The sequence below is a fragment of the Ignicoccus islandicus DSM 13165 genome (assembly GCF_001481685.1).
Lineage (GTDB): Archaea > Thermoproteota > Thermoprotei_A > Sulfolobales > Ignicoccaceae > Ignicoccus > Ignicoccus islandicus.
In genome coordinates this window covers 738206-762334 of record NZ_CP006867.1, presented here as the reverse complement: position 1 = coordinate 762334, position 24129 = coordinate 738206, and the positions used below count along the sequence as shown (strand labels likewise).

Here is a 24129-nt window from a genome sequence, read left to right as displayed (position 1 = left end):
ATTCCGTTAATCGGTCGGGATGCCCGGGTAATAGTTTGAGAAGTAAAATGAAGCTATTAGAGACTATCGATCCGAAGAGCATTAGGATTATAGCGATCTTCCTTACAGCTGTCCTATTGGTTGCATCCCTCTACATCCGCGTAATTCCGTTCTTTAAGTACTCTAAGTTCGGAATATGGTTACAATACGACGACAGCCTCTCGGTCTACTGGCAAAGCGAGCAGCTCTATCTACATGGATTGGGATATTGGTGGAAATTAACACCGGAAAATACGAGGTACTTGTGGTGGTGGCCGGAGGGCAGGGATTTCAGAATAACCGACTTTCCCGGACTAGCGATGACCGGAGCGCTCTTCTACCCCGCGTTAAAGACGTTCGGATTGAGGCTAGTTGATTGGGTCGGTCTCCTCCCAGCAGTATTCGGTGCACTGACCGCCTTAGCCGTTACTGTGCTAGGATGGTTAATTGGAGGTCCGCTTCTGGCCTTTTTATCGCTTCTAGCTGTATCCTTCCAACAAGCGTTCTTACAGAGAAGCATTGCTAGTTTCGTTGAAAAAGTTTCGCCAACTACCTTCTATTCAACTTTGTACCTGATAACTTACGCATGGGCTGTAATGGAATATAATAAGGGAACGAGGGATCCGAGGAAGTACTTCGTAATAGGCTTGATAGGCGGTCTGACCCTTTCACTTTCGTCAGCTTACTGGAGCGGCTTCTTGGGCTTCGTTGGGATTACAATCGTTGGACTGTTGATTCTTCCATTCATAACTCCAGAAAAGGATCTACCCAAATTAATGGCCTTCTACTCGATAGGTGTATTGATAGGTTACGTGGCCACCGGATGGTGGGTAACTACCGTTTGGATGACTAAGCTGAAATATGCCGCTATAGGATTAATAGCTCTACTGGGAATAATATCGGCAACAGAATACATCCTTCTGGAAAAGTTTAGTGATAGAGGTAGAAAGATATGGTTCGGAATATTATTAGCCTTGATCCTTTGGGCAATAATAGTTGAACAGCACTTTACCATACTATTCAAGTTCTTACCCGGAAGGTACGTAATGATGTTAATGCCATGGATAAAGAAAGAGGTCGATCCCTTGGCGCAAAGCGTCGCCGAACACCAAGGTATATGGAACGTCATCAGCGTCTCGGCTGCTCCTAACGTCTTCGGAATAGGCATCTTGGCACCAATAGCTCTGCTTAACGCAGTAGCACTGATAAGTAGGAAGGAGGGTCGCAACGACGTCGTGGCTTCCTTACCGATGCTAGCTATGGCTCTCTTCGGTACTTATTTGATAACGGTTAACACTTCAGTGTACCTACTGACCTTAGTAGGCTACATGCTCGGATTAGGGGGCGCTTTAGCCCTTTACTGGTCAATTAGGGAGTTCCTTTCTCTAAGGTCGTTCGATATAAAGAAACTTTATCACGCATCAGTAATATTACTGGGACTGATAACGCTCGCTATAGGCATATCGAATGGAGTAACGTTCGCCATTAACTACCCTGTTCCGAGCTTCTTATCAGCAGGGACGTCGTTTTACACGCCGCTCTTTCCGGAGACGTTGGAATTCATGAGGGGCAAGTGTAAGTTCGCTGTAGCTTGGTGGGATTACGGATACATGCTTGGCGTCGTGGCGAACACTACCACCTTAGTTGATCCGTTAGCGTATAACATGGTCAAAATCTCTAAAGTTGCAAAGGCCTTAACTGGAACTGAGGACGACTTAGTAAATCTGGCTAAGGCTTTTGCGCTACCGCCCAATAGAACTTGCGTGTTCACTTACGAAGTGTTCTCATACATACCTTCCTCGAAGACCATTCTCGGAATACCTCGGGCGGGCGATTTCGCTAAGTCCATATGGATGCTTCGAATAAGGGGTCTCAATGATTCCCAGATATTCGGAAAATACATAATGTACCTTCTAATAGGTAGAGATTTAAGCGGAAGGACGGTACAACTAGTTATTCCATCGCCTTCAACATTAAGAGTCTCGGGTAACGCTATAGAGGCTAGAAGCGTTGATGGAAGGGTAGTTCTCCTATCTGCCGTAACGAACTTAATTCCTCTCTTTAATATAAAGAAAGTACTACTTTATAAACTAATATACAACGGCGTTATTCAATCTGGCTATAACTTCGATACGATACTTCAGAGCTTGAAACCAACTGAGGTTCGTTTCAAGCACTTGAAGTTATTGAAAGCGTTCGTAGAGGACCTAAGAGATCCGGACACGAACGCAACTATACCCGGAATTAAAGCGGTTAGCGTCGTGTATCTGTACACTGGTTAAACCTTACGCCTAAAGTTTCTTCTGCGTATCTTATAGTTCTATCTATTATCTCACTTACGTTACCCAAGTACGTAGTTGGATCGCATAACTCCTTCAACTCGCTTTCACTTAAGTACTTTCCAAGTTCCCCTTTAAGGGCCTCTTCCAAACTACCGTACTCCCTTACTGAGTTCATAACGAGTTTGTGTGCATCGTTCCTGGCTAACCCTTTCCGAAGGGTTAGGTAAACCATAACTCTCTCAGCCAAGTTAACGCATCCAGCCTTCTCTAAGTTTCTCCTTATTGCGTCGCGATTCACAATTAGTTTTCTCAATAGCTTCAGCATCGACTCCAGTTGTTCGTCGAGTATTAGGAACTGGTGTGGAATTATTATTCTCTCCGATGAGGAGTTAGTTAGATCCCTTTCATGCCAAAGAGGGACGTTCTCCAATTCGCTTACAACTAACCCCCTTGCGACCTTTGCTAACCCAGATATCTTCTCTGAGATAATTGGATTAGCTTTATGCGGCATCGTACTTGATCCGACTTGCCCTTTCTCAACGCCTTCAACTATTTCGCTTATTTCCGGCCGGCTTAATTCCCTTACCTCTAAGGCGAATCGGTCAAGCACTGAAGAGAGTATTGCCAGATTCGATATCAATTCAGCGAATCCGTCCCTAGGGGCCACTTGCGTCGAAATTACGTGAGGTTCCAAGCCCAGTTCCTCGGCAACAATTTTCTCAATTAGAAGTCCCTTACCTCCCCACGCAGCCATCGTTCCTACGGCGCCGCTCATTTTCAGCCGGACTACTCTCCTCTCCGTTTCCCTCAAACGCTCGTAAGAGCGAGTTAGTTCGTAAACGTAATTAGCGAATTTGAAACCTATGGTTATGGGTAGAGCCCATTGGCCGTGAGTCCTGCCAAGAGAGACTAGGTCCTTATATTCAATAGCCATACAAGAGAGCTTCTCGATTACTCTCTTCAATTTATCGTAGATTAGAGCTAGAGCGTCTCTTATTTGTAAGGCCCAAGCTGTGTCTACTATGTCGTAACTCGTGGCACCTAAATGGACGTACTTGCCAGTTTCCGGATCGAGCTTGCTCCTTAAAGCTTCAGTGAAGGCCATGACGTCGTGTTTGAGTTCCCTTTCCAGCTCAAGTACCTCTCGGGGATTCACTTCCACCTTTCGAAGCTCCTCGTAATTGACCCTCGGTATTAGACCGGCTTCTACCAACGCTTTCAATAGAGCCCTTTCTATCTCGACCATAACCTTTAGCCTATTCTGGAGGCTCCAGATCTTCCTCATTTCATCGCTTCCGTATCGCCACTCAAATGGACAGACGCTCAAGCGCTAGTCCCCCTCGTCTCCTCGCTTGGGAGGTTTTGGGACTTCTCACCCTTGCCTATTTTAATTACGTTAGCCTTGCCCGGTATTCTCTGAACTATTTCATTGATATCGATGCCTTCTATTAAGCCCCTTATTTGAGGATCTTCGATCTTAGAGGTCCAGACCTTCTTTAACCTCTCCGCTATCTTCCTCTTTTCCTCGTCTCCTGGAACTAAGATAGCGTAAACCACGGATCTCTCTTTGATTAGGTCGGGGGGTCCAACTATAACCCTAGGCGAGCCCTCGAAGAGCTCGATACCTATACCCAGCCTTAGCGGAACGTTCCTCACGTGTTCCCTACGGCCCTTTATTATGAATGCACCCTTAGCTACGTATTGGCCTGAAGGGGGGCTCTTGCTTACTTGCGAGCCCTTTACGTAAAACACGTCTACGGAAGCCCTTCCGTCCTTCCAAGCCTTCGAGTAACAAGCAGTTAGACACGCTGCGTCGTAAAGATCGGCTTCAGTGGCCTCTCCTTTCAGCACTACTGCAGGAGCTCCTTGGACCTCTGCGTGAAGGAAGTAATCCTCCTCCTCGAGGTATCTCCTAACTACCGCCTCGTTCTGGGAGGCGTCCCTCCCGCCTATCGCTAGGAGACCGTTCCTAGTTATTAGCCAGTGATACTTCTCATACCATTCTCTCCTCCTTACCTTTGCCTTTTCCTTGGCTATTTCCTCCAAGACCTTAGTTTCGACGTCTTCTAATTGCTTCTTTAATTCGTCCAGGGCTTTAAGGGCCTTCTTATACTTCTTTTCGTAGTTCGTGGCCTTCGAGTATAGTTCTCTAATGAACTCATCTAAGGTTAACTTAGGTGGAACTTCCACCTCTATATCGTCCACCTTTATTTTCCTTCCCTTTCTTAATTGTTCCTCTACTTCAGCATAGTTAAGAGCTATCTTGGTGGCCAGTTCCCTATATTCCTCGGCTCTCCTCTTGTATTCCTCAACTAAAGCCTTCTGTTTTTCCATTGCTTTTTTCAATTTTTCCACTTCTATTTCTATTCTCTCTTGAACGTCCTCCTCCACGCTTTCTCCTTCGAACTCAGTAAAGTACTTATCAAGCACCTCATTGAAGTCACCCTCCTCGAAGTGGAAGCCGCTTTCAGTTAGGAGGACGCTCTTAAACGGTTCGAAAGCGTAAAGTCTTCCGTTCAAGTAGTAAAGGTAGCCCTTTCCGAGCATCGATTCCTCATATACCTCCCTTATGGCTTTCCTAAGTTCTTCTACTTCATCTTCGGTAAGGTCTCTAGGTTTCTTCGATTTGTCCACGTTCGCTCTAGCAATTACTTCCTCGGCTACGTCTGCCGGGAGTTTTTGGCCTAGAACCAGGCCCCTAACTACGTCCTTACCCTTAGAAATTCTCTCTTTAAGGTCGTCTAAGTCCGTAAAGGGATCGAACTGAGGCGAGGGAGGTGGTACGTATTTCTCCAACCTTTTTATTACTCTATCTCTCATCTCCTTGTATTCGTTCGCATATAGTATCTTCCCGTCCTTATCTATTAGAGTAATAACGCCTCTCGGTATCAACTCACCTATTAGTCGAAATTCCTCTCCGCGAGCCATTATAGAAATCGAGAGAATTCTATCGTGACCTAGGACGTCTACTGAAATTATTTTCCCTCCATTTAGATATTTCCTCAAGCCTCCAGCGAAGGGATGGAGTCTCTCCGGTGCTTGCAACTTCCTAGAAGTTACGTAAGCTGCCTTTCCGGGTTCAATTAGTAGAGTTACGTTACCCGTTTTGCTTCTAAGTTTCAACCAGAGGAGCTTCCCATTGTAGTAGGCGTTCTGAATTACGCTCCCTTCGAGTCGCTTTCCGTACTTGTTTACCCACGCGATTAAATCTAGCAAATTCATCGAGGTCTTTCTCTTCACTTCAAATCGTCCTACTTCAAAATACTTGAAGTACCTAAAACGCTGATACCTATTGTTTAAATTTAGTGAACTGTTCGAGTAATTCGAGCTTGCGATTTTTACACTAACCGTTATTACACGACTTCGACTTGACATTGAAGGTTCGTCTTTGATTCCATATGTCTTCGTGAAAGCAACTCTTATTGATGTCTGGAAGCGGTGCTTCAATTACTTCCATCTATTTAAATAGATAAAATGGCGTTAGCTTAAACACCCCCATGAAAGCTAAATGTAGGGTACGAGCGTTGTTGGCTCTCTCAAAGAGGGATAACCTCATTGAAGTAGGTTTCGATGCAATAGCAGACTTCTTCTATAAGTTAGCTGAAGCCAAGGACAGACTGAAGGAAGAGGGACTCTGGACCTACTTACCCGACCCTTCAGAAATTAGGGAAAAGGTTGCAAGCGGTACGGTTAGGGTTAAGCTAGGCTTCCCTATTTATCAGAAAGGCGGCGTAATAATGGACGTAACTAACACTGAACAAGCCGAAATAGCCGAAGACGCAGGGGCCGTCGCCGTAATGGTTCTCGACAAGTTGCCGTACGACATTAGGAAGGCTGGCGGAGTAGCTAGGATGGCCGACGTCAACGTGATAAAGGAGGTCATGAACTCTATTTCATTACCAGTAATGGCCAAGGTTAGGATCGGTCACTTCATGGAAGCTAAGGTACTAGAGGCGCTAGGGGTTGACATGATAGATGAAAGCGAGGTCTTAACTCCGGCCGACGAACGCCACCACATCAATAAGTGGCTCTTCAAGGTACCCTTCGTTAACGGTGCCAGGAACTTAGGGGAGGCCTTAAGGAGGATTAGCGAAGGCGCTTCTATGATTAGGACTAAGGGCGAAGCCGGAACGGGGAACGTGGCTGAAGCAGTGAGGCACATGAAAACCGTGATGGGCGAATTGAGAGAGCTCATCTCAATGGAAGAGGAGGACAGGGTGTTAAAGGCTAGGGAAATGGGCGTAAGCTACGAACTAGTCGAGCTTACGGTAAGGCTGAGAAGGCTCCCAGTAGTGAACTTCGCCGCTGGCGGAATAGCCACTCCAGCCGACGCGGCTCTAATGATGTGGCTAGGGGCGGACGGCGTTTTCGTAGGCTCCGGCATATTCAAGAGCGAGGATCCGAGGCAAAGAGCGGAAGCGATAGTCCTAGCTACCTCGCTATGGATGGATCCGGAAGCAGTACTTGAAGCCCAATCGATGATAAGCGAAAGAAAGAGCATGATGGGTATTGATATAAGGCAGCTGAAGCCAGAGGAGCTCCTCCAAGTTAGAGGGGATTGAAACTATTTCCCGGACGCTTTTTACGGAAGCGGATTCTCGGTTTTCGGGTAAAGTAGTATGGACATAGTGGGCCTGCTCTTCTGGTTGCTCTTCCTTACTGTAATTTCTGAACCGCTTTTCTCATTCCAAAGATTAAAGGCAGCTCGAATGGCGTTGTTGAAAAGAATAGAAGAAAAGTACGGTTACAGAGTAATAACAATGATACATAGGCAAGAAAGGGTAGGGCTGTTCGGTGTGCCCTTCTATAAGTTCATTGATATAGAAGACAGTGAGGCCATAATAAGAGCAATAAGAACCACGCCCAAAGACAAGCCTATAATGTTAATACTGCACACTCCGGGAGGAATGGTCCTAGCAGCTGCCCAAATAGCTCACGCATTGAGCCAACATCCCGCTAAAAAAGTAGTAGTAGTTCCGCACTACGCCATGAGCGGCGGAACTCTGATAGCCCTAGCAGCTGACGAGATATGGATGGATAAAGCGGCCGCCCTAGGTCCGGTAGACCCGCAAGTGCCTTTCGAAGGGACCCACATCGCCGCCCCCAGCTTAGTAAAGGTTGCAAAGGAGAAGGGTAAGGAGGCCTCGGATAAGTTCTTGGCCTATGCAGACATCGCCGAAAAGGCACTGGCTGAAATGTACGACTTCGTCCTGAGGTTATTGAAAGGTAAGATGGAAGAAGAGAAGGCGGAGGCCGTTGCCGAGGAATTAGTAATGGGCAAATACACGCACGATTACCCACTGTTCTATGAAAAAGTTAAGGAATTAGGGCTACCAGTAAAAGGTCAAGTGCCACCGGAAGTTTACGAATTAATGGAATTATATCCTCAAGCGCAAACTAACAGGCCTGGAGTTGAGTACTTACCCTTTAACTTACCTACCGAGCGAGGCAAGGAGAGGTTTCAGTAAATGTGTAACTTAACGTGCGTTAAAGACCCTTGTTTTTGTTGGAACGAAGAAGTCTACCAACCCTCCGAAGACACTTGGTTCTTGTGGGAAGTAATAGAGGATCTTCCATATGTAGGCGGATTAGGGGTAGAAATAGGTTGCGGCTCGGGCGTTCTATTAAACGTAATTTCCAAGAAGGTAGAGAAGGTAATTGGAATTGATTTGATGGAGTGCGCAGTAAAGGCATGTAAGTCTTGCGGTTTCGAAGCGATCAGATGCAACTCCATGAGCTGCGTAAGGGACGCGAATCTGGTAGTTAGTAACTTACCTTACTTGCCTTGCGAAGACGATATAGCCACTTGCGACAAGTGGGCCAAGGAAGCATTGAGGTTCGTAAGGGTTAGAAAGGGGGGCTTATTGGTATTGCTCTATTCCTCCCTTACATCTTTCGATGTATTAGATGCGATTAGGAGAATGGGATTTGATCTATTGGAATTAAAGAGGAGGTCTCTAGGGTTAGAAGAGCTTATAGTTATAGTTTCAAGAAAAAAGTTATAGAACTGGATGAACGGGGTTGAGTAAAGAAGCGTTCTCTAGAGTGGCGGAGAGATACGATAGGTGGTACCAAGAACACGAGGAGATCTTCAATCGAGAGCTAGAGTGTTTAAGGAAGGGCGTCAAGGGTAAGAGAATCTTGGAAATAGGGAGCGGCACCGGTGCCTTCGCTAAGGAATTAGGTGCAGTGGCCCTCGACCCGGCCTTAGGCGCTTTGAAAATAGGGAAAGCTAAGGGGCTCGAGAGCGTCTTGGGCGTTGCCGAGAAGCTCCCCTTTAGGTCCAAAGCGTTCGATTGCAGCTACTTCGTTACCTCCTTATGCTTCGTGGATTCAGTAGAGGATGCCATTAAAGAGGCTGAAAGGGTTAGCAAGGAGGTAGTAGCATGCATAATACCTAAGGAAAGCGACGTAGCTAAATTGTACGAGGAGAAGGGTAGGAAAGGTCACGAGCTTTACAAGTACGCTCACTTCTTATCTAAGAAACGTTTACTGGAAATGGGCTTCAATATTGTGTGTGACTTGGAGTGGTTTACGTGCCTAAAAAAGTAATCCTACTTAAAGCACTCTTCAGTTACCTTTATCTCCTCCTTTACTTCATCTCCAGACCTCAGCTGAAAAACTAAATTCGATACGTGAACCCTAATGCCGGCTCCTTCTTCCAGTTTCGACTTTATCAGATTATCGAGGTTCTCGTCAGTCTCTATTACTATGTTTATTCTCAATGTCGCATGTTCCCCTTACGCTTTCCTTATTGCGCTTTCTTGACTTCTACTACGCTCTCCTCGGAGGGCTCCGCAGTAATTATCAGCTTTCCTTCCACATCCTTTATCTCCATTATTATCTTGTTAACGCCCTTCGCAGTTAGAGCTCCGAAGAGCTTCTCCAAAACTGCATCGTCTATTTCCGCTTCCATGTGAGCACTCATCTTCCCCATACCACATCCCTCAAGTGTAAATTAGCAACCATTGGATTAATCTCTTATGTTAGAGAAAAATGCTCGTATTTATATAGAAAGAGGAACTTCCTAGTTCGATTTTATATGAGAAGTACGGAGAATTACCTTTTCTTAATTGAAAAATTATGGTTCGATTCTATGGAAGGGATTTAGGTTTTACTCCAGTTTCTTCCTCAACTTCCTTATAACCCTTTCCAATCATTTCCTTGAGCTCTTCATCGTATTCGAGGAGTAAAGCTAGGAATTCCCCAACGTGTTCCTTTTCCTCTCTAGCAACGTTTAAGAATACCTTTCTTACCCTTTCATCGTCTATTGCCTCGGCCAGTTGCTCATAGAAGTTTATCGCGTCTAATTCAGCTATTACTCCCCATCTCAAGGCTTGAGCTACTTCAACTTTCTTGAATTTCCTATCTTTGGGAATCTTTAGAGGATTTTCGCCTAGCATAACGCTTCACAACCTAAGGTGCTCATTAGAATGATTAAAGTATAAGGCGGTAGTTATCGAAACGATAACTACTTTAAAGAGCGAATTTAAAATTATATAGAGAAGAAACTTGTATTTATGTTATAAAAAGAGATTTAGTGTTAGAAGATGTAAATGTTGTACTTAGCCGATGCCGTTTGCTCCTTCTCGCTAGTGGGTATCTCGTCGGGCCTAGCCTTCCTCACGTACGCAGCACACGTCTTGAAGTCTGGCTGGAAGAAGTAGGGCTGTACGTCGTAGTTATCTAGCGTGATAGCGTTGGCTAGCTTGTTGGGATCGAACCATGGGATGAAGGTGTAATCGTATCTGGGTCCTCCGAGACCAGTCCTCGGGTCTAGTACCTTGGCCTTCAGTACTATCTTTCCTCTCGGGCTCTCGACGGCCACCCAATCACCGTCTTTGATTCCTAGGGCCTTCGCAGTGTCAACGTTTATCTCGATATACGCAGAAGGCTTTACTCTCCTGAGCTCTGGTACCTTGAGGGTCATTGTACCGGTGTGCCAGTGCTCGATGACTCTTCCAGTGGTAGCGACCATCCAGTACGGTTCGGCTTCCCTTAGGGTTATCGTTTGACCGTTCTCTAACTTGTATTCTAGTTTGAATCCAGGTACTTCAGCAGGAGCTAGAGCTATGGCAAATATCGATTCTAGATACTTCTTGTACTCTGGGTTGGAGATCATCTCGCCCCAGCTCTTAGTCTTTAGCATCTCGAGGGCCTCATTGACGTCCTTGACTGGTTTACCTACGTGTTTCTCAGCCACGACGAATGGTCCTTTTGGTGCCTCGAAGATGTTTATCTTACCTTTGAAGACGGCGTCTGCATCAAGCTTCTCGTAGGCGATGATGACGTTGTCATTTATGGTTACCACACCGGTGTTGTGATCTATGTTGACCGGCAACCACGGCCTAGCCCATACGGTCATTCTACCAGTGGGCTTCGCATAGAACAAGCCGTACCACTCTGGGTTGAGCTTGTTAGCTTCCTTGTAGGCAATGTCGTCGATTTCCTCGACAATGTTCTTTAATACCCACTTCAGTAGCGCTGGATTCTTATAGGCCTTAGCGACCCACTTGTGTTTGTGTATGGGGTGCAGTTCCTCGTCTGGAATACTCATTAGGTAGTGCTTTATCTCCTCTGGATCGTTCATGTTCTTTATCTTATTGTATATCTCTTTAACTAGCTTAGGTTCCGGCATTAGAGGATCGTACGGATAGGCGTATCTGGTAGCGCTCTCGTATTTATCGTATCTCTCCTTCACGTTCTTGTTAACAGCGTAGGTCCATGGCCATGGCCATCTGTAACCGTGCTGTTCTTCCCACGTCTTCTTCCTGAATATTTCTCTTTTTGCGTAGCTGAAGTCATAGTAGGTGTTCTTAGATAGGCTCAGTATGTCTACGTCGTATATGTTGTCTAGGAACTTCATATGCCACTTCTTCTCTTGGCTCTTCTTAACCACGTACTGAACCCAGCTGATACCTTCCTTCTTAGCGGCCTCGTCAACGTTCTCAGGGAAGAACCCACTTACGATGCCTTTGGGCACTAGGCCTTCGTCTTCTAGGGCCTTTCCTACTAAGGCGAATATTACGTGGTCGCCTATAGCCTCTCCCGGAGGCCTTATTGTGTAATTAACTACTGAGTACCTTCTCTCAGTACATCCATAGAAGAACTCCTTCTCAGCGTAAGCGGCTGCCGGGAAGACTAGGTCGGCTACGTCGGTCGTTCTAGTTGGGTAAATATCGCTTACAACTACGAACGGGAAGGCCTTGCAATCGTCGTGTGGCTTGGCCATTCCCACTCTGTACTTGTATACGTTCGGTAGGCTTTGTCCGGGGTTGGTTTCGGCTATCCAGACGATCTTTAGCTGTCCGGCGTTCACTCTTCTGAACATCTCGATTACGTGAGGTCCGGGGGATGGGTGGACGTAGATCTCCTTCATTGTCTTTTGTATTTCGCTCTCGCTGTATCCTTGCCTTCTCATTAACTCAGCAGTTACTTGCCTCCATATGTTTTCGACTTCCTCTCTAGCAGCCTTAACAGCAATTAGCCTTCCGTAAGGTAGTACGTGAGCCAAACCTCCTTGGTCTCTGATACCTCCGCAAGCGTTCGGCTGTCCGGTAAGGCTTAGGGCACCGGCTCCCCACTTCAATAGCTGGCCAGTTAGTGCGAGGAAGTTGATTATTGTGTTGACTGTGTGGACACCTTGCATCTTCTGGTTTACGCCCATGGTCCAGAACACTAAGGTCCTGCCCTTCTGACCCTTCTCGTTAGCCATCCACTTCGCAGCTAATCTCAGTGCTTCGACAGGGTCTATCTCAACGAAGGGAGTATTAGCTCCTAGGTTAACCTTCTCAGGAGCTAGCTCGCCGGCTGCAACTAGCTTTTCGGCCAACTTCTTGTTGATTAGCGGTGCTTGGTCACCGAAGAGTAACTTGGCCATTATTTCGGGCTTGTAGGTCTCAAGGAACTTCAAGTATAGGGCGAAGCCCTTCCACCAGTCCCTCTCTACGTCCTCTTCGGAGGCGTACTTCTTACCTACGCTCGGGTACATTCCGTAGTTGGTGGCGGCGCTTGCAGTGGTGCCCATGTCCCATACTTCGTTGAGCTCTCCCATCTTGTTGTACTTGGTGTTATAGTCCTTCTTAGCCCAAGTCTTCTGGCTGTTCTTAATTACGGCGAAGTCAGCATGCCTCTTGAGCCACTTGATATCAACGTACTTCTCATCGCATTGAACTATACCTTTCTCTACGTCGATGACCTTACAGTGGTCGAGTTCGAAGGCAACTATGTGAGCGAGAGTGTTCATCAGAGCGACGTCCATGGACCACCTTAGAGGTAGCCATAGATCGGCGATAGCTCCGCTCCTGGTCTTCCTTGGGTCAGCTAGTATGACCTTTGCGTTGGGGTTCTTCTCCTTAACCTTAGCTATTCTACCGAAGACTATCGGGTGAGCCTCAGCAGTGTTAGTACCTATTAAGAAGAACGTGGTTGCGTGCATCTTAGAAGCGGGGTTGGCCTTGTCTACTATGTCGATGTGATCGTAGGATACCTCGGGCTCGTCAGCACCGAAGGAGGTAATGAAACCACCTACCGCTGAGACCATACACATTCTCGGGTTTCCGTCTAGGTTGTTAGTGTGAATACCTCCCTTGGTTAACTTGTTGATTACGTAGCTCTCCTCGGTTCCTAATTGTCCGCTTCCGTAGTAAGCGAAGCTGTGAGGTCCGTACCTCTTAAGGGCGTATTTGAACATAGTAACGAAGAACTTTACTGCAGTGTCCCAGTCGACTTCTACCATGTTCTTTGCGTAATGTTCTTCTTGAGTCAGCTTAGCGTCGTAGTTCTTGCTAACTTGACCGTACTTGACTCTCGGTGCAAGGAATATCTCGTCTTCCTTTATCGGAGGCCTACCTAGTTCGGGAATTATCCAGTCCTTAATAACTGCTGGTTTCTTGAGCCTTAGTTTGTAAGCTTCCTTATTACCACCGTAACCGAGCGCTTTATGGATGTAGAATGCTTTCGTACACATCGCTCCCCTGTTTACTGGGTACTTAGGCATACCGAGAATAGCTAGCATATCGAGGGTTTCTCCAGTGGCAGTGTCAACCTTAGCTAAGGCTTGCACGCCACATCCAGTTCCACAGAACCTACAAGGACCTACTGGTATCCTTTCTATTCTCACTGGAGCCATCCTAACGTTCTTTTGAAGCTTAGAGGTAATGCCCTCTAACTCAGCCGCGAGTTGTTCGTTTGGAACTTTAGAAGCCTTACTGATAGCAGCGAAGGCAGCGCCAATGGCAATGGTCTTTATAATCTTTCTCCTAGTTTGGTTCACTGAACTCAAGCACTCACCATTGGAATTCTCTCACTGTATCACTAATAAGGGTAGCTGAAAACATAAACGGTTTGAAAGATCCTTGGCGAATATATCTTCGAGATCCTCCTTTACCGACCATTTAGACACATACGTTTTTGAGACATATATCTATTATTCGGTGACGGTCGGGATCAGATTGAGGGTAAAGAGGGCGGTCATTAAAGACCATTGGATAATAGAAGGATCTAATCTAGACTACCTCCTAGATGAAGATTCCTCTAGGGCCCTTCTCGTTTTAGATGATCTTTATTCAGATCTATATAGCGACTACATTTTCATGGGTTACAATTTCTATCCTATTCCAATAAGCTCAGAGATGACAGAGGTCACTAACTTACATGATGCTCTCTCTATACTGCGTCATAAGAAGACCATAACTATATGTGGAGACGATCCGAGACCTTGCGTGGCCCTTTTCTCATTGCTCAAAACAGCCGAAGGGGAAGGAGAATTAGAGGAAGCTCTAAGCACTGTAGCATCGGAAATAGCTCCTTTGTATTCTAACTCTACAAAGGATGTAAGCGTAGAAGTCAAAGGTCCTCTCTTAATGGGTGTAAAGGCACTCGATTTACTTTCCAGAGAAATGGGTACATCGAAATTGGACTTATTACTAGCGATAGCTCGGAACTACGACTTCGGAAAGGGGGAGAAGGTTTTCAACGACAGGATTTCGTGGACTGTGGCAGCAGACTTACCCCTAAGCATAGCTTACGCACAATTAGTGCGGTTCTTAATAGAAGGTCACGGTTCCCCCGAGGAATTGCTAGAGGTAAGGCTAGATGCGCTCGGAGGCAAGGAAGAGGTGGAATCAGTTATTGGGGAAGAGGCCTTGAACGTTCTCGAGAAAATGGCTCGCGAAGAAGAAGACGATGACGTCAAGGTGATGAAGTTAATAGATGCGCTTAATCCCGGTTCCTCAAATATATATTTCATCGAGAGGAGTGATAGCAGAATTGTCGTGAAATGCAAGGGTAAATGTAACGTAGACTTGAGAAAGATCTCCAAACTTCTTCCAATAAACAAGTATGGAATAGAATCAATCGAGTTCGTGACTCTATGAGGTGGCGCCGGGGGCGGGATTCGAACCCGCGCCCCCCGTTAGGGGGAGTGGCTCTCCAGGCCACCCCCTTGGGCCGCTCGGGCACCCCGGCACGAAATCCTTCATTAATTAGACTTAAAAGTATATCGAATAGTGCCCGATGAGGAATCGGATTTCGGCCGAAGGTTAATGTGGTGAAAAGGTCACTGAGGGCATGGAATCGCGAAGTTTAAACTGTTTTCCATTTACGTAAGGCGGTGAATAGGAAGTTGTTCGATCCAAATGAATTTATTAAGAGAAAAATCGAGGAAATAAGGAAGCTTGTAGGTAACGAAAAGGTCTTGGCAGCAGTGAGTGGTGGCGTTGATTCAACGACTGCGGCCGCTTTAGCTTTCAAAGCTCTAGGTCCCGAGCAAATCAGAGTAATATTCATTGATACAGGGTTCATGAGAGAGGGAGAGCCGCTCTGGGTAAAGGAAGTGTTGAAGGACGTAATGCCCATTGAGATAGTGGACGCAAGCGAACGCTTCATGAAGGAACTAATCGGAAAAAGCGATGCCGAAGAGAAGAGAAAGATATTTAGAGAAATATTCTACAATGTGGTTTCCGAAGAAGCGAGAAAGTGGGGAGCACGGTGGTTAGTCCAAGGTACCACCGCGCCGGACTGGATAGAAACGACCGGTGGGATAAAGACGCAGCACAACGTCTTAGAACAACTAGGAATAAACGTAAGGGAGAAATGGGGCTTCAAGTTACTGGAGCCTCTCGTAGAGCTTTATAAAGACGAGGTTAGAGCTGTAGCAAGAGCCTTAGGCTTGCCAGAGGAAATAGCTTCTAGGCAACCGTTCCCTGGACCCGGTTTGTTAGTTAGGTGCGTGGGTGAGGTAAGGACCGATAAGCTCCAAGCTTTAAGGAAGGCTACTACAATCGTTGAGGAAAAATTGAAGGACCTAAACCCCAGCCAATACTTTGCCGCTATATGGGAAGACAAGTTAGGGGAAAAAATTATGGATAACCCAGAAACGTACGTATTCGAAGGAGTGAAGGCAACGGGCGTCAAGGGCGATCTAAGGGCATACGGCCCAATAGCCCTGGTTACAGAGTGGGAGAGACCATACGAAATATGGAAAGAGATAATAACCAAGAGAAATGATGTTACGCACGTAGTAGTACAAGTTTCAGAGAAAAAGGATGGTAATTACACTCTCTCAATCAGGGCTGTCTTAACAGATAACTTCATGACAGCTGACGTACTTAAGATAGACAGGAGCTTATTAGAAGAGATAGCAGAAGAGATTTTCGAGAAGGTTCCTTCAATAAGGAGAGTAGTATATGATGTTACGCCGAAGCCTCCGGCTACTATTGAGTACGAGTAATTGGTCTTAGATCCCTAGCTATTTCCTCTATCTCGTTTTCAAGCATTGACCTTATAGTTGGGTACTTAGCTAGTTTTTTCCTTATTAAAACCCTTGACACTAGGCCTTCGCAACCTCCCTTATTTCCGATCTCAATGAGTTCCTTAAGCAACTCCAAGTCTTCGTTAGCTAACTTCCTTAGTTCTTTAACCAGTAACAGTGAGATAGGCGACCTTCTTTCTAAAGTTAAACTTCTGCTTCCTATCCTTAACGTTAACTGGTTTCCATCCACTGTTAGCGATGAAGATATTCCGAGCGAGTTGAGTTCGGTTACCAATTTCGTCACTTCAGTTTGAGCATCTATCTCTCCGCAAACGTTAGGCCATCTCCTATAGACCTTGTCTTCCAGCTGACGCAATACCTTACTCTTAGGAACTCCTCCGATCCTTTGTTCAACCGCTTTGGCCAATGCTTTGTAGAGCCAACAAGTTTTCCCAGTCGGGGAATAAGGTAATTCTTTATACTCTTCGTAAGCTTCATAGGCAACGCTCTGACTTCCGTAAAGTATCTTCAGGACGCTCCAAGCCTTCTTAGGTTCTACCCACAACGCAATTGACATTAACAGCTCGCTAGGCTTTGCCTTCACGCTATCTATTCCATCGCTTATAATTATTGAATCGCTTTCTATTGAGGTTTTCAAGCCTAGTCGGTTCTCTATTTCCTTAGCTATTTCCTCAGCCTTCACTCCGTTGATCCCTTCTGCCTTCGACCTTCAAGGGGTATTAAGCTAGGGGACGAGCTAATTCGTGGACGATTGAAAATGAGAATAGGTATTGTGTCCTCGTTTCCTCCAATGCCTTGCGGTATAGGAGAATACGCGTTCTCATTATCTAAGGCATTGTCTGAAAGAGGTCACGAAGTCGTCGTGATCGCGACTAAATGGGACAATGCTCCGGAGGAAGAGGTTGTGGATGGAGTGAAGGTTATTAGAAGTTGGGTAAGGGGGAGCCAACGCTACCATCACCAAATAGCTGAAAGCGTCGAGGAATTAGGGCCATTCGATTACCTCGAGATACAGCTGGAATACGGATTATGGCCCACTATTCCATTGGACTCTAGGGCATCTTGGTTACTGAGATACGTGAGGCCGTTCGCGGACGTTTTAGTCTCCACTATCCACACTGTTCGAGTAAGATACAACGAACATTGGATTTTACTACATAAAGAAATTGCTGAGATTAGCGATGTAATACTGCTTCACCATGCGATCCAAGAAATAGCGTTATCGAAAATGATCGATAATTTAGAGAAAACGGTAATAATACCTCACGGAAGCGAGACCCTAACCGCCTCAAGAGTCGAGGTGGAGTTTCACAGACCAGTACTGTTGTTGTACGGACTCCTAAGGAGAGATAAAGGTTTAGAGGAGGCATTAACGCTAATAAAGAAGATAAGGGAAGGGACGTTGATCTTAGCGGGAAAACCCCTCACTGAAAGAGACTATGAGGCGATAAACGAGGTCAAACGTAAGTTAGGCAAAGGTAGGGTCGTACTAATTGAGAGGTACCTAAGTAGGGGCGAACTAGGGGCTCTAATTAGACTCGCGGACTACGTCTTGATGCCCTATAGAGACTATCCTAACGATTACGGAATTTCCGGTGCACTTCATACGGTAATAGGGAGTGAGGGCAAACCAATATGTTCCAGGGTTCAGCGGTTGATAGAGTGTTGGGAGGTAGCTAAGGAAGTTACTTTTCCCGTAGGGAACGTCGAAAAAATGAAGACCTTAATAGAGAAGGGTGTTCAAGAAGACGTATGGGGTAAGTTATGGAGATACGCCCAAGAGACTTCGTGGAGTAATGTAGCGCTTCTTAGAGAAAAGTTATTAGTTAGTTAATTCTTACAGCCTTCGTTGCCAGCTAGGTATATACCAAGCAAGAAAGGGGTTAAGGAGAATACTACCTCCTTACCAACGCTCGTTAACCTATACTTTACTCTCTTGGTTCCTGGACCATCAACCTCCTCCTTAACTACTAGTCCGTTCTTAACCAGCTCTTGTAGTTTATCAGATAGTACCCTTGAGGACATGCCCAAAGTGTGCTTAAGTTCGTTGAATCCCATCCCACCGCTTAGGAGTAATGCGTAAAGTATATCTGGAACCCACTTGGAAGTAAGAAGCTCCATTTTCGGTCTGATCTCGCTTAGCTTGTCCTTTAACTCTTGTGGCGTAAACCTCTTATTCGAATAGTTTTCATGCAACTCCTTCAACTTCTCAATGCACTCAGAAATTACTTTCACTATCTCCGGTTGAGACGATTGGTTTGAATCGTAACCTAAATCTCTACCACTAGTCTCGAGTTTCATGTTTACTCCTCAGCAGTAAATCACGCTAAATGGACTTATTAATATAGTGTAAACAAGTAACCCATTATCTCGATTAGATTGCTAAACCTTTTTCCTTAATATTGAAATAAAGAATCCAGGTTCTTTGTGCATATGAGGAAACACTTTAATAGGCGTTTTGCCCCAAGGGGTTTCGATTTCTAACACTTCAAAGCCCAACCGTTTGGCAAACTCTATAACTTCTTCGTTCTCTTTTCTAGTGATTGTGCACGTTGAATACAACATTAGACCTCCCTTCTTAAGTAGTCTGTAAGCAACCTTAACGAACTGAACTTGATAGTTATAGGCGTTTATTAAGTCTTCGTCGCTCTTCTCATCCCACAACTTAGGAACGACTCCGATGCTGGTACAAGGTGGATCCACTATTACTCTGTCTACCTTACCCAAGAGCTCCGGGTGCTTGAGATCGAAATATCGTCCGTCTTCTCTTATTATTTCTATATTATGACCTAATCGCTTCATTTCCTCAATCATTTTACTTAATCGCTTTCGGGATATATCGACAGATATCACTTTCCCTTTTGAAAGTTCGTATGCGTGAAAACTCTTACCGCCTGGCGCGGCATTGAGATCAACAATTAGACCTCGTGGCTGGAGAGCCTTAACGGCTGCAACGGCCGGTGCGCTTTGCGGGTAAATTCCGCCTTTCTTAAACGCTTCTAGTTCCCTAAACTTAGGAGCTTTATAGACGCTCATTGTAACTTCCACTGCTAAGCCTCTAGGAGCTTTCTCGGAAATCTTCGCAAAGCCAATGCCTACCGGATCCATCGTTCTCTCTGAAAGAATTGTTACTTCTTTTCCTTCCTTTACATTTTTCATAGAGATGATGCCAGGCGCGTATAAATTAGCTCCAATGTATACGCTTTCCGCTGCGCGCTTATCTGCTATAATATAAGAATCTAAGATAGGTATTTCGAAAGGGCCTTCAACTTTAACGCAGACTAATTCTTCAAGTTCCTTGTACGGTTGGTATGGCTTGAAACCCTTTAATTCCATCTCGTACATGACGTCCTCTGGTTTCGCTTTGAGTCGGTTAACCCTTACGCAGAGGTGTTTCCCTGGACTCAAGAGGGATTCCAATATTTCATTTAAGTTTCCTTGGGAACTGAGGTCCTCTTTTATTAATTCACCATATTTAAACCTTTCTGCAATAGTAAAGCGCCGTCTCAATTACTCTCACCCTACTTCGGTGAAACTCGTATCTCATTTTGAGAGGAAACTTATACAGAGCTAGGACTTCGCACTCGAAACCAGCTTTCGAGGCCCTATTAGAAATAACTTTAAACAGACTAGGGGAACTCGGCTGCAAGCTATATACGGACTTGGAAATAGCTAGTGCAGCCATCCAGAACGGTCTGTCAGCCTTCTCCTTCTTGGTACCAAATGGAGGATTCATTATTACCGTATCTATGCTCCTCAAAGGAACGAATGGCACATATGCCCTAACCTTTTCTTTTGTGGGAGACTTAGAAAGCAAGCTCCAGTCTACCTCTACGCAGATTCCCCTCCCACCTAGCAACTCTACGCCATAGGAGAACTTTCCAGTACCACAACCTAGGTCTGCTACCACCTTCCCGCTAACGTCGCCGTTGAGAAAAGCTCTCCATAGTACGTCAGCCGCAATGTTCGAGGGGGTCACGTATTGCTCGTACTTAATGCCTAAAGACCCCTTTACGTCCAGTACTTTTTCAAGTTCCAGTTCCAATGCTTTCTTGGTTATCAAAGTCGACTGAAACCCTTCCACTAAAATAAAACTATATCGAATAAACTTACAGTGAGGGACTTTCATATGGAAAGCGCGCAATTGAGGACTGTCTCAGCTTCTGACATAAAGAAGGCAAGGATTGTTGAAAAGCCTTGGGGTAGGGAAATATGGATTGCAGACGAGGAAGAGTACGGTGGAAAAATTCTAGAAATAAAGAAGGGTTATTCAACGAGCGTGCATTATCATAGGATGAAAAAAGAAACCATTTACGTCGATAAAGGAAGGTTGAAGATAAAGAGCGGAAATGAGGAATACGTCTTAGAAGAAGGAGAGGCCGTAACGATAAGGCCCTTCACAGTCCATCAATTGATTGCATTAGAAGACGTGAGACTCATAGAAGTTTCGACGCAGCCATTGAATGAGAGAGTGAGGGTAGAGGACCCTTACGCTGCCCTCAGGAAGGAAGGTGACTAGAAATTTCCTCAGCGACCTCGTAGAACGTTTCCATTTCTTCCGGCTTCCCAATACTAACTCTAAACCACTCGTTCCCCAGTGGCACACCTCTAACCATCACACCTTTTTCCTTAAACTTGTTTACAATGTCCTTTACGTTCGTCTTGACTAGGACGAAATTGGTATAGCTCTTGAAAGGTTTCCATCCAAGAGATCTAACTACCTCATATAACCTTTCCTTCTCCTTTTCGACGTAACTCAGATAGTCATTGATGTAATTGCTATGACGGAGCGCTGATATAGCCGCTTCTACCGAGGGGGAAGGCATATCGTAAGGTAGCAATAACTTTGAAATTTCCTCAATGTACTCAGGATTTCCTATTAGGAAACCAACGCGAAATCCGGCCAATCCAAAGACTTTGCTCATTGTTCTTGTAAATAGAATATTCTCATGATTAGTGACTAATTTCGTCAACTCTTTGGGTTTGAATTCAGCGTAAGCCTCATCAATTAGAACAACCTTGAATTTTTTGGATAACTTCTCTAAATCGTCTTCATTTATTAAAATGGATCCGGTTGGATTATTGGGGCTATCGATCACTGCCGCCTCTGCATCCTTACTTAAGAAGTCATTTAGATCTAGTTCAAAGTCGTCCTCACCCTCGATTAAATTTGAATATACCATGGTAGTGTTGGAGGTGCTGGCTAAGTGAGGATAAGCTTGGAAGCTAGGGGAAGGGAAGACTGCATTTGAACCTAGAGCACATACTTCAAAGAATAACTTAAGGGCAGTATCGCTACCTAAGGTAGGTAAGATCCACTCAGGTCCTGGTAAGGAATAGAAATTTGCTGCTAATTCCCTTAGAAGGAAGTATCGTTCGGGATCGGGGTAGAGGTTTCCATGTTTCACGGCTTCGTAAGCCGCCTCAACCACCTCTCTAGGTGGGGGATATGGATTCTCATTTAAGTGAAGTCTGGCCTTGACTCTAGGAGGCTTTTCCGGTAACTTGTACGCTTTTAAGAGGCTTAACCACTTCCTCTTGTTACACTCCATTCCCACTACCGGCACGGCATCCAATAAAAGGGATTAATAGCGTAATCGTTCATCTCATAGATTTTTCCCGAGTAATAGAATTAATTATTTCAATCGCCCTATCGGGATCTCTTTCAAAAAGCGTACCTAAGACTATTCCGTCAGCTCCGGCGTTCAGTAAGGATTTAGCTGTCTCAATGGTTCTTATCCCGCCGCCAACTATCAAGAAGACGTCGTTTCCGACCACATTCTTAACTGCTTTGACCATTTCAGGGGGAACGTGTCTCTTCGCCCCGCTTCCGGCCTCTATGTATACGTACTTAAAGCCTAGGTACTTCGCAGCTAATACGTACATTAATAGTATTTCCGGTTTCTCGAACGGTATTGGATTAGCATCACCTATCCATCCAGCAGTACCGCCTTCACCCACAATCAGATAAGCTGTAGGAAGCGCTTCTAAGCCATATTTCCATACTAGTAAAGAACCTTCCAATTGATCCTCTATTATGAACTTCGTTTTCCTGGAATTAAGTAGGCTCATGAATAATATAGCGTCGGCCTTAGGCGTAACGTGCGCTGGAGATCCGGGAAATATTATCACTGGTTTATTGCAAACGGACCTCACGAGGTCTATGGTCTCGTTTACCTCGCATTGGGAAAAACCTGTACTTCCTCCAACCAAGACCGACGCGATTCCGCTGCAAGCCCGTTGAAGGTTCTTTGCATACGTATCCTTTTCTTTAAGGACTTTATCCGGATCTAACAAGATGAATACGTTCTTACCCCTATTATCCAGCAGTACCTTATCGACCGCCGTCACTGTCACTCCTTCCTCGTCACTTTAATATCGCTAGGAAATATTAATGTGGTTAGCGAGGTCAATACCCTTTACTCTTTATAATGAATTTGATCGTTAACTTGGATTCCATCTTCTTTTACTTCATAATGGAAACATGAGTGATACCCTTCGTGGCAAGCCTTTAGAGATGCTTGGCGTACAATCAGTAGAACCGAATCCCTATCACAATCAATATAGAACTTCTCTAACACTTGAATATGACCGCTCGTCGCTCCCTTTATCCACAGCTCTTTCCTACTTTTACTCCAGTAGTGAACTACCCCAGTGGTTAAAGTTCTTATAACTGCTTCCTTATTCATTGAAGCAACCATGAGAACCTTGCCGCTTAGGTATTCCTGTGCAACTGCTACTACGGTTTCGTCAGGCCACCGATAGTTTAGCGTGGAAGCAATTTCTTCCGCCTTCTCTTTGCTTAATTTCATCAAACTTCTCTCACCCTCTTAACTTCAACTTCCCCTTCGAAGGGAGACTTTATGTAAAGGTGATCACCCTTAACAACACTTACCTTCAAGAGTTTATCATTAACATATACGTACCGTGGACTTCCTAGGAGGTGATGGAGAACGCTGGATATCTCCGCAACATCACTCTCTTCTAGTTTAAACGATATTGTAACTACGTGATCTATTAGGACCCCCGCCTTGGAAAGGGGAGTACACTTCTCAACACTCAGAACCCATAGAGAGTTATGAGCCAAGAATATGTTGGATTCTTCCCATGACAAGGATTGAATTCCATCATTTAAGTGCTTATTAACGATCAAGTTCCCTTCTAAGTCAATGATTCCAAATCTCTTAGTAATGAGATCACCGAACGCAATCAATTTGCAGTCCGTATCGAAATCGAGGCCCCAAACGTTTTCGAGACCCGAATAGTATTCCATAACCCTCACCGGTTTCTCTATATCTGTTGTGTCGTAAACTATAATGGATCCGGGCTTGAAAGTGCTTACAGCCAGCTTGTTACCGCACCAACTCACTCTATTAACAGCTTCAGCTACCTCCTCCTTCCAAATAATCGTTGGTTTCTTGACCAAGTATACGTTTCCATCGTGGCTAGCAACAGCTAGGACGTCGTCTTTCCAAGCCATGCTCCATACGTTATCGTTAGCGAGAAACTCCCATAGGTACTCCAAACTTGAATCCAAAACGCTTACCTTATCTCCTCCTTCGCCTTCTAGAGATATTGCTAGCCTTTTACCGTCCGCAGAGAAGACGCATGCATGAATAGGAGATCCGAAATTCCTTTGATCTATTAAATTACCCTCGTAATCAAAGACGTAAAGGTTACCATCGTCATTACCGTAAATTACCCTATCACCCATCGGATCGAATGCTGTACAATTAAACCCCATGAGAGCCTCGTATCTCCAACTAACTATTTTACCATCTATCCTTCTTACAAGATAAGCGTAACCCCTAGTTTGCGAAATGTCAGAAGGTAAGTTAGTGGGAGGCATTGAAACGGATATAGCAACTGTATTCTCATCATTTGCTTTAAGAGATATGGTCCCTCTCTCGAGGGGGAAGGTCCACGCTAAGTTTAAGTTTATTCTCCCCTCTTCCATTTGAGTCACTTCCGAAATGAAGTTGTTAAAACGAATATATTAAGCGAAACCGCTTCTTCGGTCGGTTGATCCCTCATCATCTCGCGTTCAGACCTAAA

At 45.2% G+C, this 24129-nt stretch carries 23 protein-coding genes and 1 tRNA gene; 9 read left to right on the top strand and 15 right to left on the bottom strand.

Features of this window, described 5'->3' with window-relative positions; translation table 11 throughout:
• Positions 1-35 precede the first annotated feature (35 nt).
• Positions 36-2300 (top strand): hypothetical protein, encoded by a 2265-nt coding sequence (locus EYM_RS04280; protein WP_075049830.1) that lies wholly within the window; start codon positions 36-38, stop codon positions 2298-2300.
• Here EYM_RS04280 and purB read toward each other — a convergent pair.
• On the bottom strand, positions 2272-3627 hold the full coding sequence (gene purB, locus EYM_RS04275) for an adenylosuccinate lyase (RefSeq protein ID WP_075049829.1): 1356 nt from the start codon (positions 3625-3627) through the stop codon (positions 2272-2274). The two genes, EYM_RS04280 and purB, sit on opposite strands and share 29 nt — an antisense overlap.
• Entirely contained in the window at positions 3624-5540 is a 1917-nt protein-coding gene (locus tag EYM_RS04270; RefSeq protein ID WP_075049828.1) for an Rqc2 family fibronectin-binding protein, read from the bottom strand. Before EYM_RS04270 ends, purB begins: the two co-directional genes overlap by 4 nt.
• Positions 5541-5827: 287 nt before the next feature.
• Here EYM_RS04270 and pdxS point away from each other — a divergent pair, with 287 nt between their 5' ends.
• From pdxS to EYM_RS04250, 4 genes are read left to right on the top strand one after another with little or no spacing between them, the layout of a single operon-like run.
• Positions 5828-6862 (top strand): pyridoxal 5'-phosphate synthase lyase subunit PdxS, encoded by a 1035-nt coding sequence (gene pdxS, locus EYM_RS04265; protein ID WP_420806575.1) that lies wholly within the window; start codon positions 5828-5830, stop codon positions 6860-6862.
• Between the two features lie 57 nt (positions 6863-6919).
• On the top strand, positions 6920-7768 hold the full coding sequence (locus EYM_RS04260; protein ID WP_075049826.1) for an SDH family Clp fold serine proteinase: 849 nt from the start codon (positions 6920-6922) through the stop codon (positions 7766-7768).
• On the top strand, positions 7769-8305 hold the full coding sequence (locus EYM_RS04255) for a methyltransferase domain-containing protein (RefSeq protein WP_075049825.1): 537 nt from the start codon (positions 7769-7771) through the stop codon (positions 8303-8305).
• Between the two features lie 16 nt (positions 8306-8321).
• Positions 8322-8852 (top strand): class I SAM-dependent methyltransferase, encoded by a 531-nt coding sequence (locus EYM_RS04250; RefSeq protein ID WP_075049824.1) that lies wholly within the window; start codon positions 8322-8324, stop codon positions 8850-8852.
• Between the two features lie 2 nt (positions 8853-8854).
• Here EYM_RS04250 and EYM_RS07815 read toward each other — a convergent pair whose 3' ends face one another.
• The 4 genes from EYM_RS07815 to EYM_RS04235 form a co-directional block, all read right to left on the bottom strand.
• Positions 8855-9025: a hypothetical protein gene (locus EYM_RS07815; protein WP_157058760.1), complete on the bottom strand. Its 171-nt coding sequence runs from the start codon at positions 9023-9025 to the stop codon at positions 8855-8857.
• A gap of 26 nt (positions 9026-9051) precedes the next feature.
• The gene (locus tag EYM_RS04245; protein ID WP_075049823.1) at positions 9052-9237 is read right to left on the bottom strand and encodes a hypothetical protein; all 186 of its coding nucleotides are present in this window, start codon (positions 9235-9237) and stop codon (positions 9052-9054) included.
• Positions 9238-9394: 157 nt separating this feature from the next.
• Positions 9395-9703, bottom strand: coding sequence for a ferritin family protein (locus EYM_RS04240; protein ID WP_075049822.1), 309 nt, complete (start codon positions 9701-9703; stop codon positions 9395-9397).
• A gap of 140 nt (positions 9704-9843) precedes the next feature.
• A complete protein-coding gene (locus EYM_RS04235; RefSeq protein ID WP_075050620.1) occupies positions 9844-13575 on the bottom strand; it encodes a molybdopterin oxidoreductase family protein in 3732 nt (1243 codons plus the stop codon).
• 178 nt (positions 13576-13753) lie between these two features.
• Here EYM_RS04235 and EYM_RS04230 point away from each other — a divergent pair, with 178 nt between their 5' ends.
• Positions 13754-14677 carry a hypothetical protein gene (locus EYM_RS04230; RefSeq protein WP_075049821.1) on the top strand — a complete coding sequence of 308 codons (924 nt, stop codon included), beginning with the start codon at positions 13754-13756 and terminating at the stop codon, positions 14675-14677.
• A 2-nt stretch (positions 14678-14679) separates the two neighbouring features.
• Here the strand turns inward: EYM_RS04230 and EYM_RS04225 are convergent.
• Positions 14680-14768 (bottom strand) — tRNA-Ser (locus tag EYM_RS04225).
• Between the two features lie 157 nt (positions 14769-14925).
• Between EYM_RS04225 and EYM_RS04220 the strand changes: the two genes are divergently transcribed.
• On the top strand, positions 14926-16032 hold the full coding sequence (locus EYM_RS04220) for a GMP synthase (glutamine-hydrolyzing) (RefSeq protein ID WP_075049820.1): 1107 nt from the start codon (positions 14926-14928) through the stop codon (positions 16030-16032).
• On the opposite strand, the gene EYM_RS04215 is transcribed toward EYM_RS04220, so the two are convergent.
• The gene (locus EYM_RS04215) at positions 16016-16756 is read right to left on the bottom strand and encodes a hypothetical protein (protein ID WP_075049819.1); all 741 of its coding nucleotides are present in this window, start codon (positions 16754-16756) and stop codon (positions 16016-16018) included. The two genes, EYM_RS04220 and EYM_RS04215, sit on opposite strands and share 17 nt — an antisense overlap.
• Before the next feature lie 75 nt (positions 16757-16831).
• Between EYM_RS04215 and EYM_RS04210 the strand changes: the two genes are divergently transcribed.
• Entirely contained in the window at positions 16832-17908 is a 1077-nt protein-coding gene (locus EYM_RS04210) for a glycosyltransferase (protein ID WP_157058759.1), read from the top strand.
• On the opposite strand, the gene EYM_RS04205 is transcribed toward EYM_RS04210, so the two are convergent.
• The 3 genes from EYM_RS04205 to EYM_RS04195 form a co-directional block, all read right to left on the bottom strand.
• Positions 17905-18375, bottom strand: a complete 471-nt coding sequence (locus EYM_RS04205) for a winged helix-turn-helix transcriptional regulator (protein WP_075049817.1) — start codon at positions 18373-18375, stop codon at positions 17905-17907. The two genes, EYM_RS04210 and EYM_RS04205, sit on opposite strands and share 4 nt — an antisense overlap.
• A gap of 81 nt (positions 18376-18456) precedes the next feature.
• Positions 18457-19584 carry a PUA domain-containing protein gene (locus EYM_RS04200; RefSeq protein WP_075049816.1) on the bottom strand — a complete coding sequence of 376 codons (1128 nt, stop codon included), beginning with the start codon at positions 19582-19584 and terminating at the stop codon, positions 18457-18459.
• Entirely contained in the window at positions 19550-20137 is a 588-nt protein-coding gene (locus EYM_RS04195) for an METTL5 family protein (RefSeq protein WP_083495045.1), read from the bottom strand. The genes EYM_RS04200 and EYM_RS04195 overlap by 35 nt, the downstream gene beginning before the upstream one ends.
• Before the next feature lie 66 nt (positions 20138-20203).
• On the opposite strand from EYM_RS04195, the gene EYM_RS04190 reads away from it, so the two are divergent.
• Positions 20204-20593: a cupin domain-containing protein gene (locus tag EYM_RS04190; RefSeq protein WP_075049815.1), complete on the top strand. Its 390-nt coding sequence runs from the start codon at positions 20204-20206 to the stop codon at positions 20591-20593.
• Here the strand turns inward: EYM_RS04190 and EYM_RS04185 are convergent.
• The 4 genes from EYM_RS04185 to EYM_RS04170 all read right to left on the bottom strand — a co-directional run bounded on the left by EYM_RS04185 (position 20574) and on the right by EYM_RS04170 (position 24031).
• A complete protein-coding gene (locus tag EYM_RS04185; RefSeq protein ID WP_075049814.1) occupies positions 20574-21626 on the bottom strand; it encodes a pyridoxal phosphate-dependent aminotransferase in 1053 nt (350 codons plus the stop codon). The two genes, EYM_RS04190 and EYM_RS04185, sit on opposite strands and share 20 nt — an antisense overlap.
• A 49-nt stretch (positions 21627-21675) precedes the next feature.
• On the bottom strand, positions 21676-22425 hold the full coding sequence (locus tag EYM_RS04180) for a phosphoglycerol geranylgeranyltransferase (protein ID WP_157058758.1): 750 nt from the start codon (positions 22423-22425) through the stop codon (positions 21676-21678).
• Positions 22426-22493: 68 nt separating this feature from the next.
• On the bottom strand, positions 22494-22886 hold the full coding sequence (hisI, locus tag EYM_RS04175; protein WP_075050618.1) for a phosphoribosyl-AMP cyclohydrolase: 393 nt from the start codon (positions 22884-22886) through the stop codon (positions 22494-22496).
• Positions 22886-24031: a WD40 repeat domain-containing protein gene (locus EYM_RS04170; protein WP_075049812.1), complete on the bottom strand. Its 1146-nt coding sequence runs from the start codon at positions 24029-24031 to the stop codon at positions 22886-22888. The genes hisI and EYM_RS04170 overlap by 1 nt, the downstream gene beginning before the upstream one ends.
• Positions 24032-24129 lie beyond the last annotated feature (98 nt).

What these genes read in the sequence shown, in the direction of transcription:
- EYM_RS04205 (WP_075049817.1), bottom strand. Translation starts at nt 18,375, where the DNA reads ATGAAACTCGAGACTAGTGGTAGAGATTTAGGTTACGATTCAAACCAA.
- EYM_RS04170 (WP_075049812.1), bottom strand. Translation starts at nt 24,031, where the DNA reads ATGGAAGAGGGGAGAATAAACTTAAACTTAGCGTGGACCTTCCCCCTC.
- EYM_RS04240 (WP_075049822.1), bottom strand. Translation starts at nt 9,703, where the DNA reads ATGCTAGGCGAAAATCCTCTAAAGATTCCCAAAGATAGGAAATTCAAG.
- EYM_RS04245 (WP_075049823.1), bottom strand. Translation starts at nt 9,237, where the DNA reads ATGGGGAAGATGAGTGCTCACATGGAAGCGGAAATAGACGATGCAGTT.
- EYM_RS04185 (WP_075049814.1), bottom strand. Translation starts at nt 21,626, where the DNA reads ATGGAGTGTAACAAGAGGAAGTGGTTAAGCCTCTTAAAAGCGTACAAG.
- EYM_RS04190 (WP_075049815.1), top strand. Translation starts at nt 20,204, where the DNA reads ATGGAAAGCGCGCAATTGAGGACTGTCTCAGCTTCTGACATAAAGAAG.
- EYM_RS04255 (WP_075049825.1), top strand. Translation starts at nt 7,769, where the DNA reads ATGTGTAACTTAACGTGCGTTAAAGACCCTTGTTTTTGTTGGAACGAA.
- hisI (WP_075050618.1), bottom strand. Translation starts at nt 22,886, where the DNA reads ATGAAATTAAGCAAAGAGAAGGCGGAAGAAATTGCTTCCACGCTAAAC.
- EYM_RS04210 (WP_157058759.1), top strand. Translation starts at nt 16,832, where the DNA reads ATGAGAATAGGTATTGTGTCCTCGTTTCCTCCAATGCCTTGCGGTATA.
- EYM_RS04260 (WP_075049826.1), top strand. Translation starts at nt 6,920, where the DNA reads ATGGACATAGTGGGCCTGCTCTTCTGGTTGCTCTTCCTTACTGTAATT.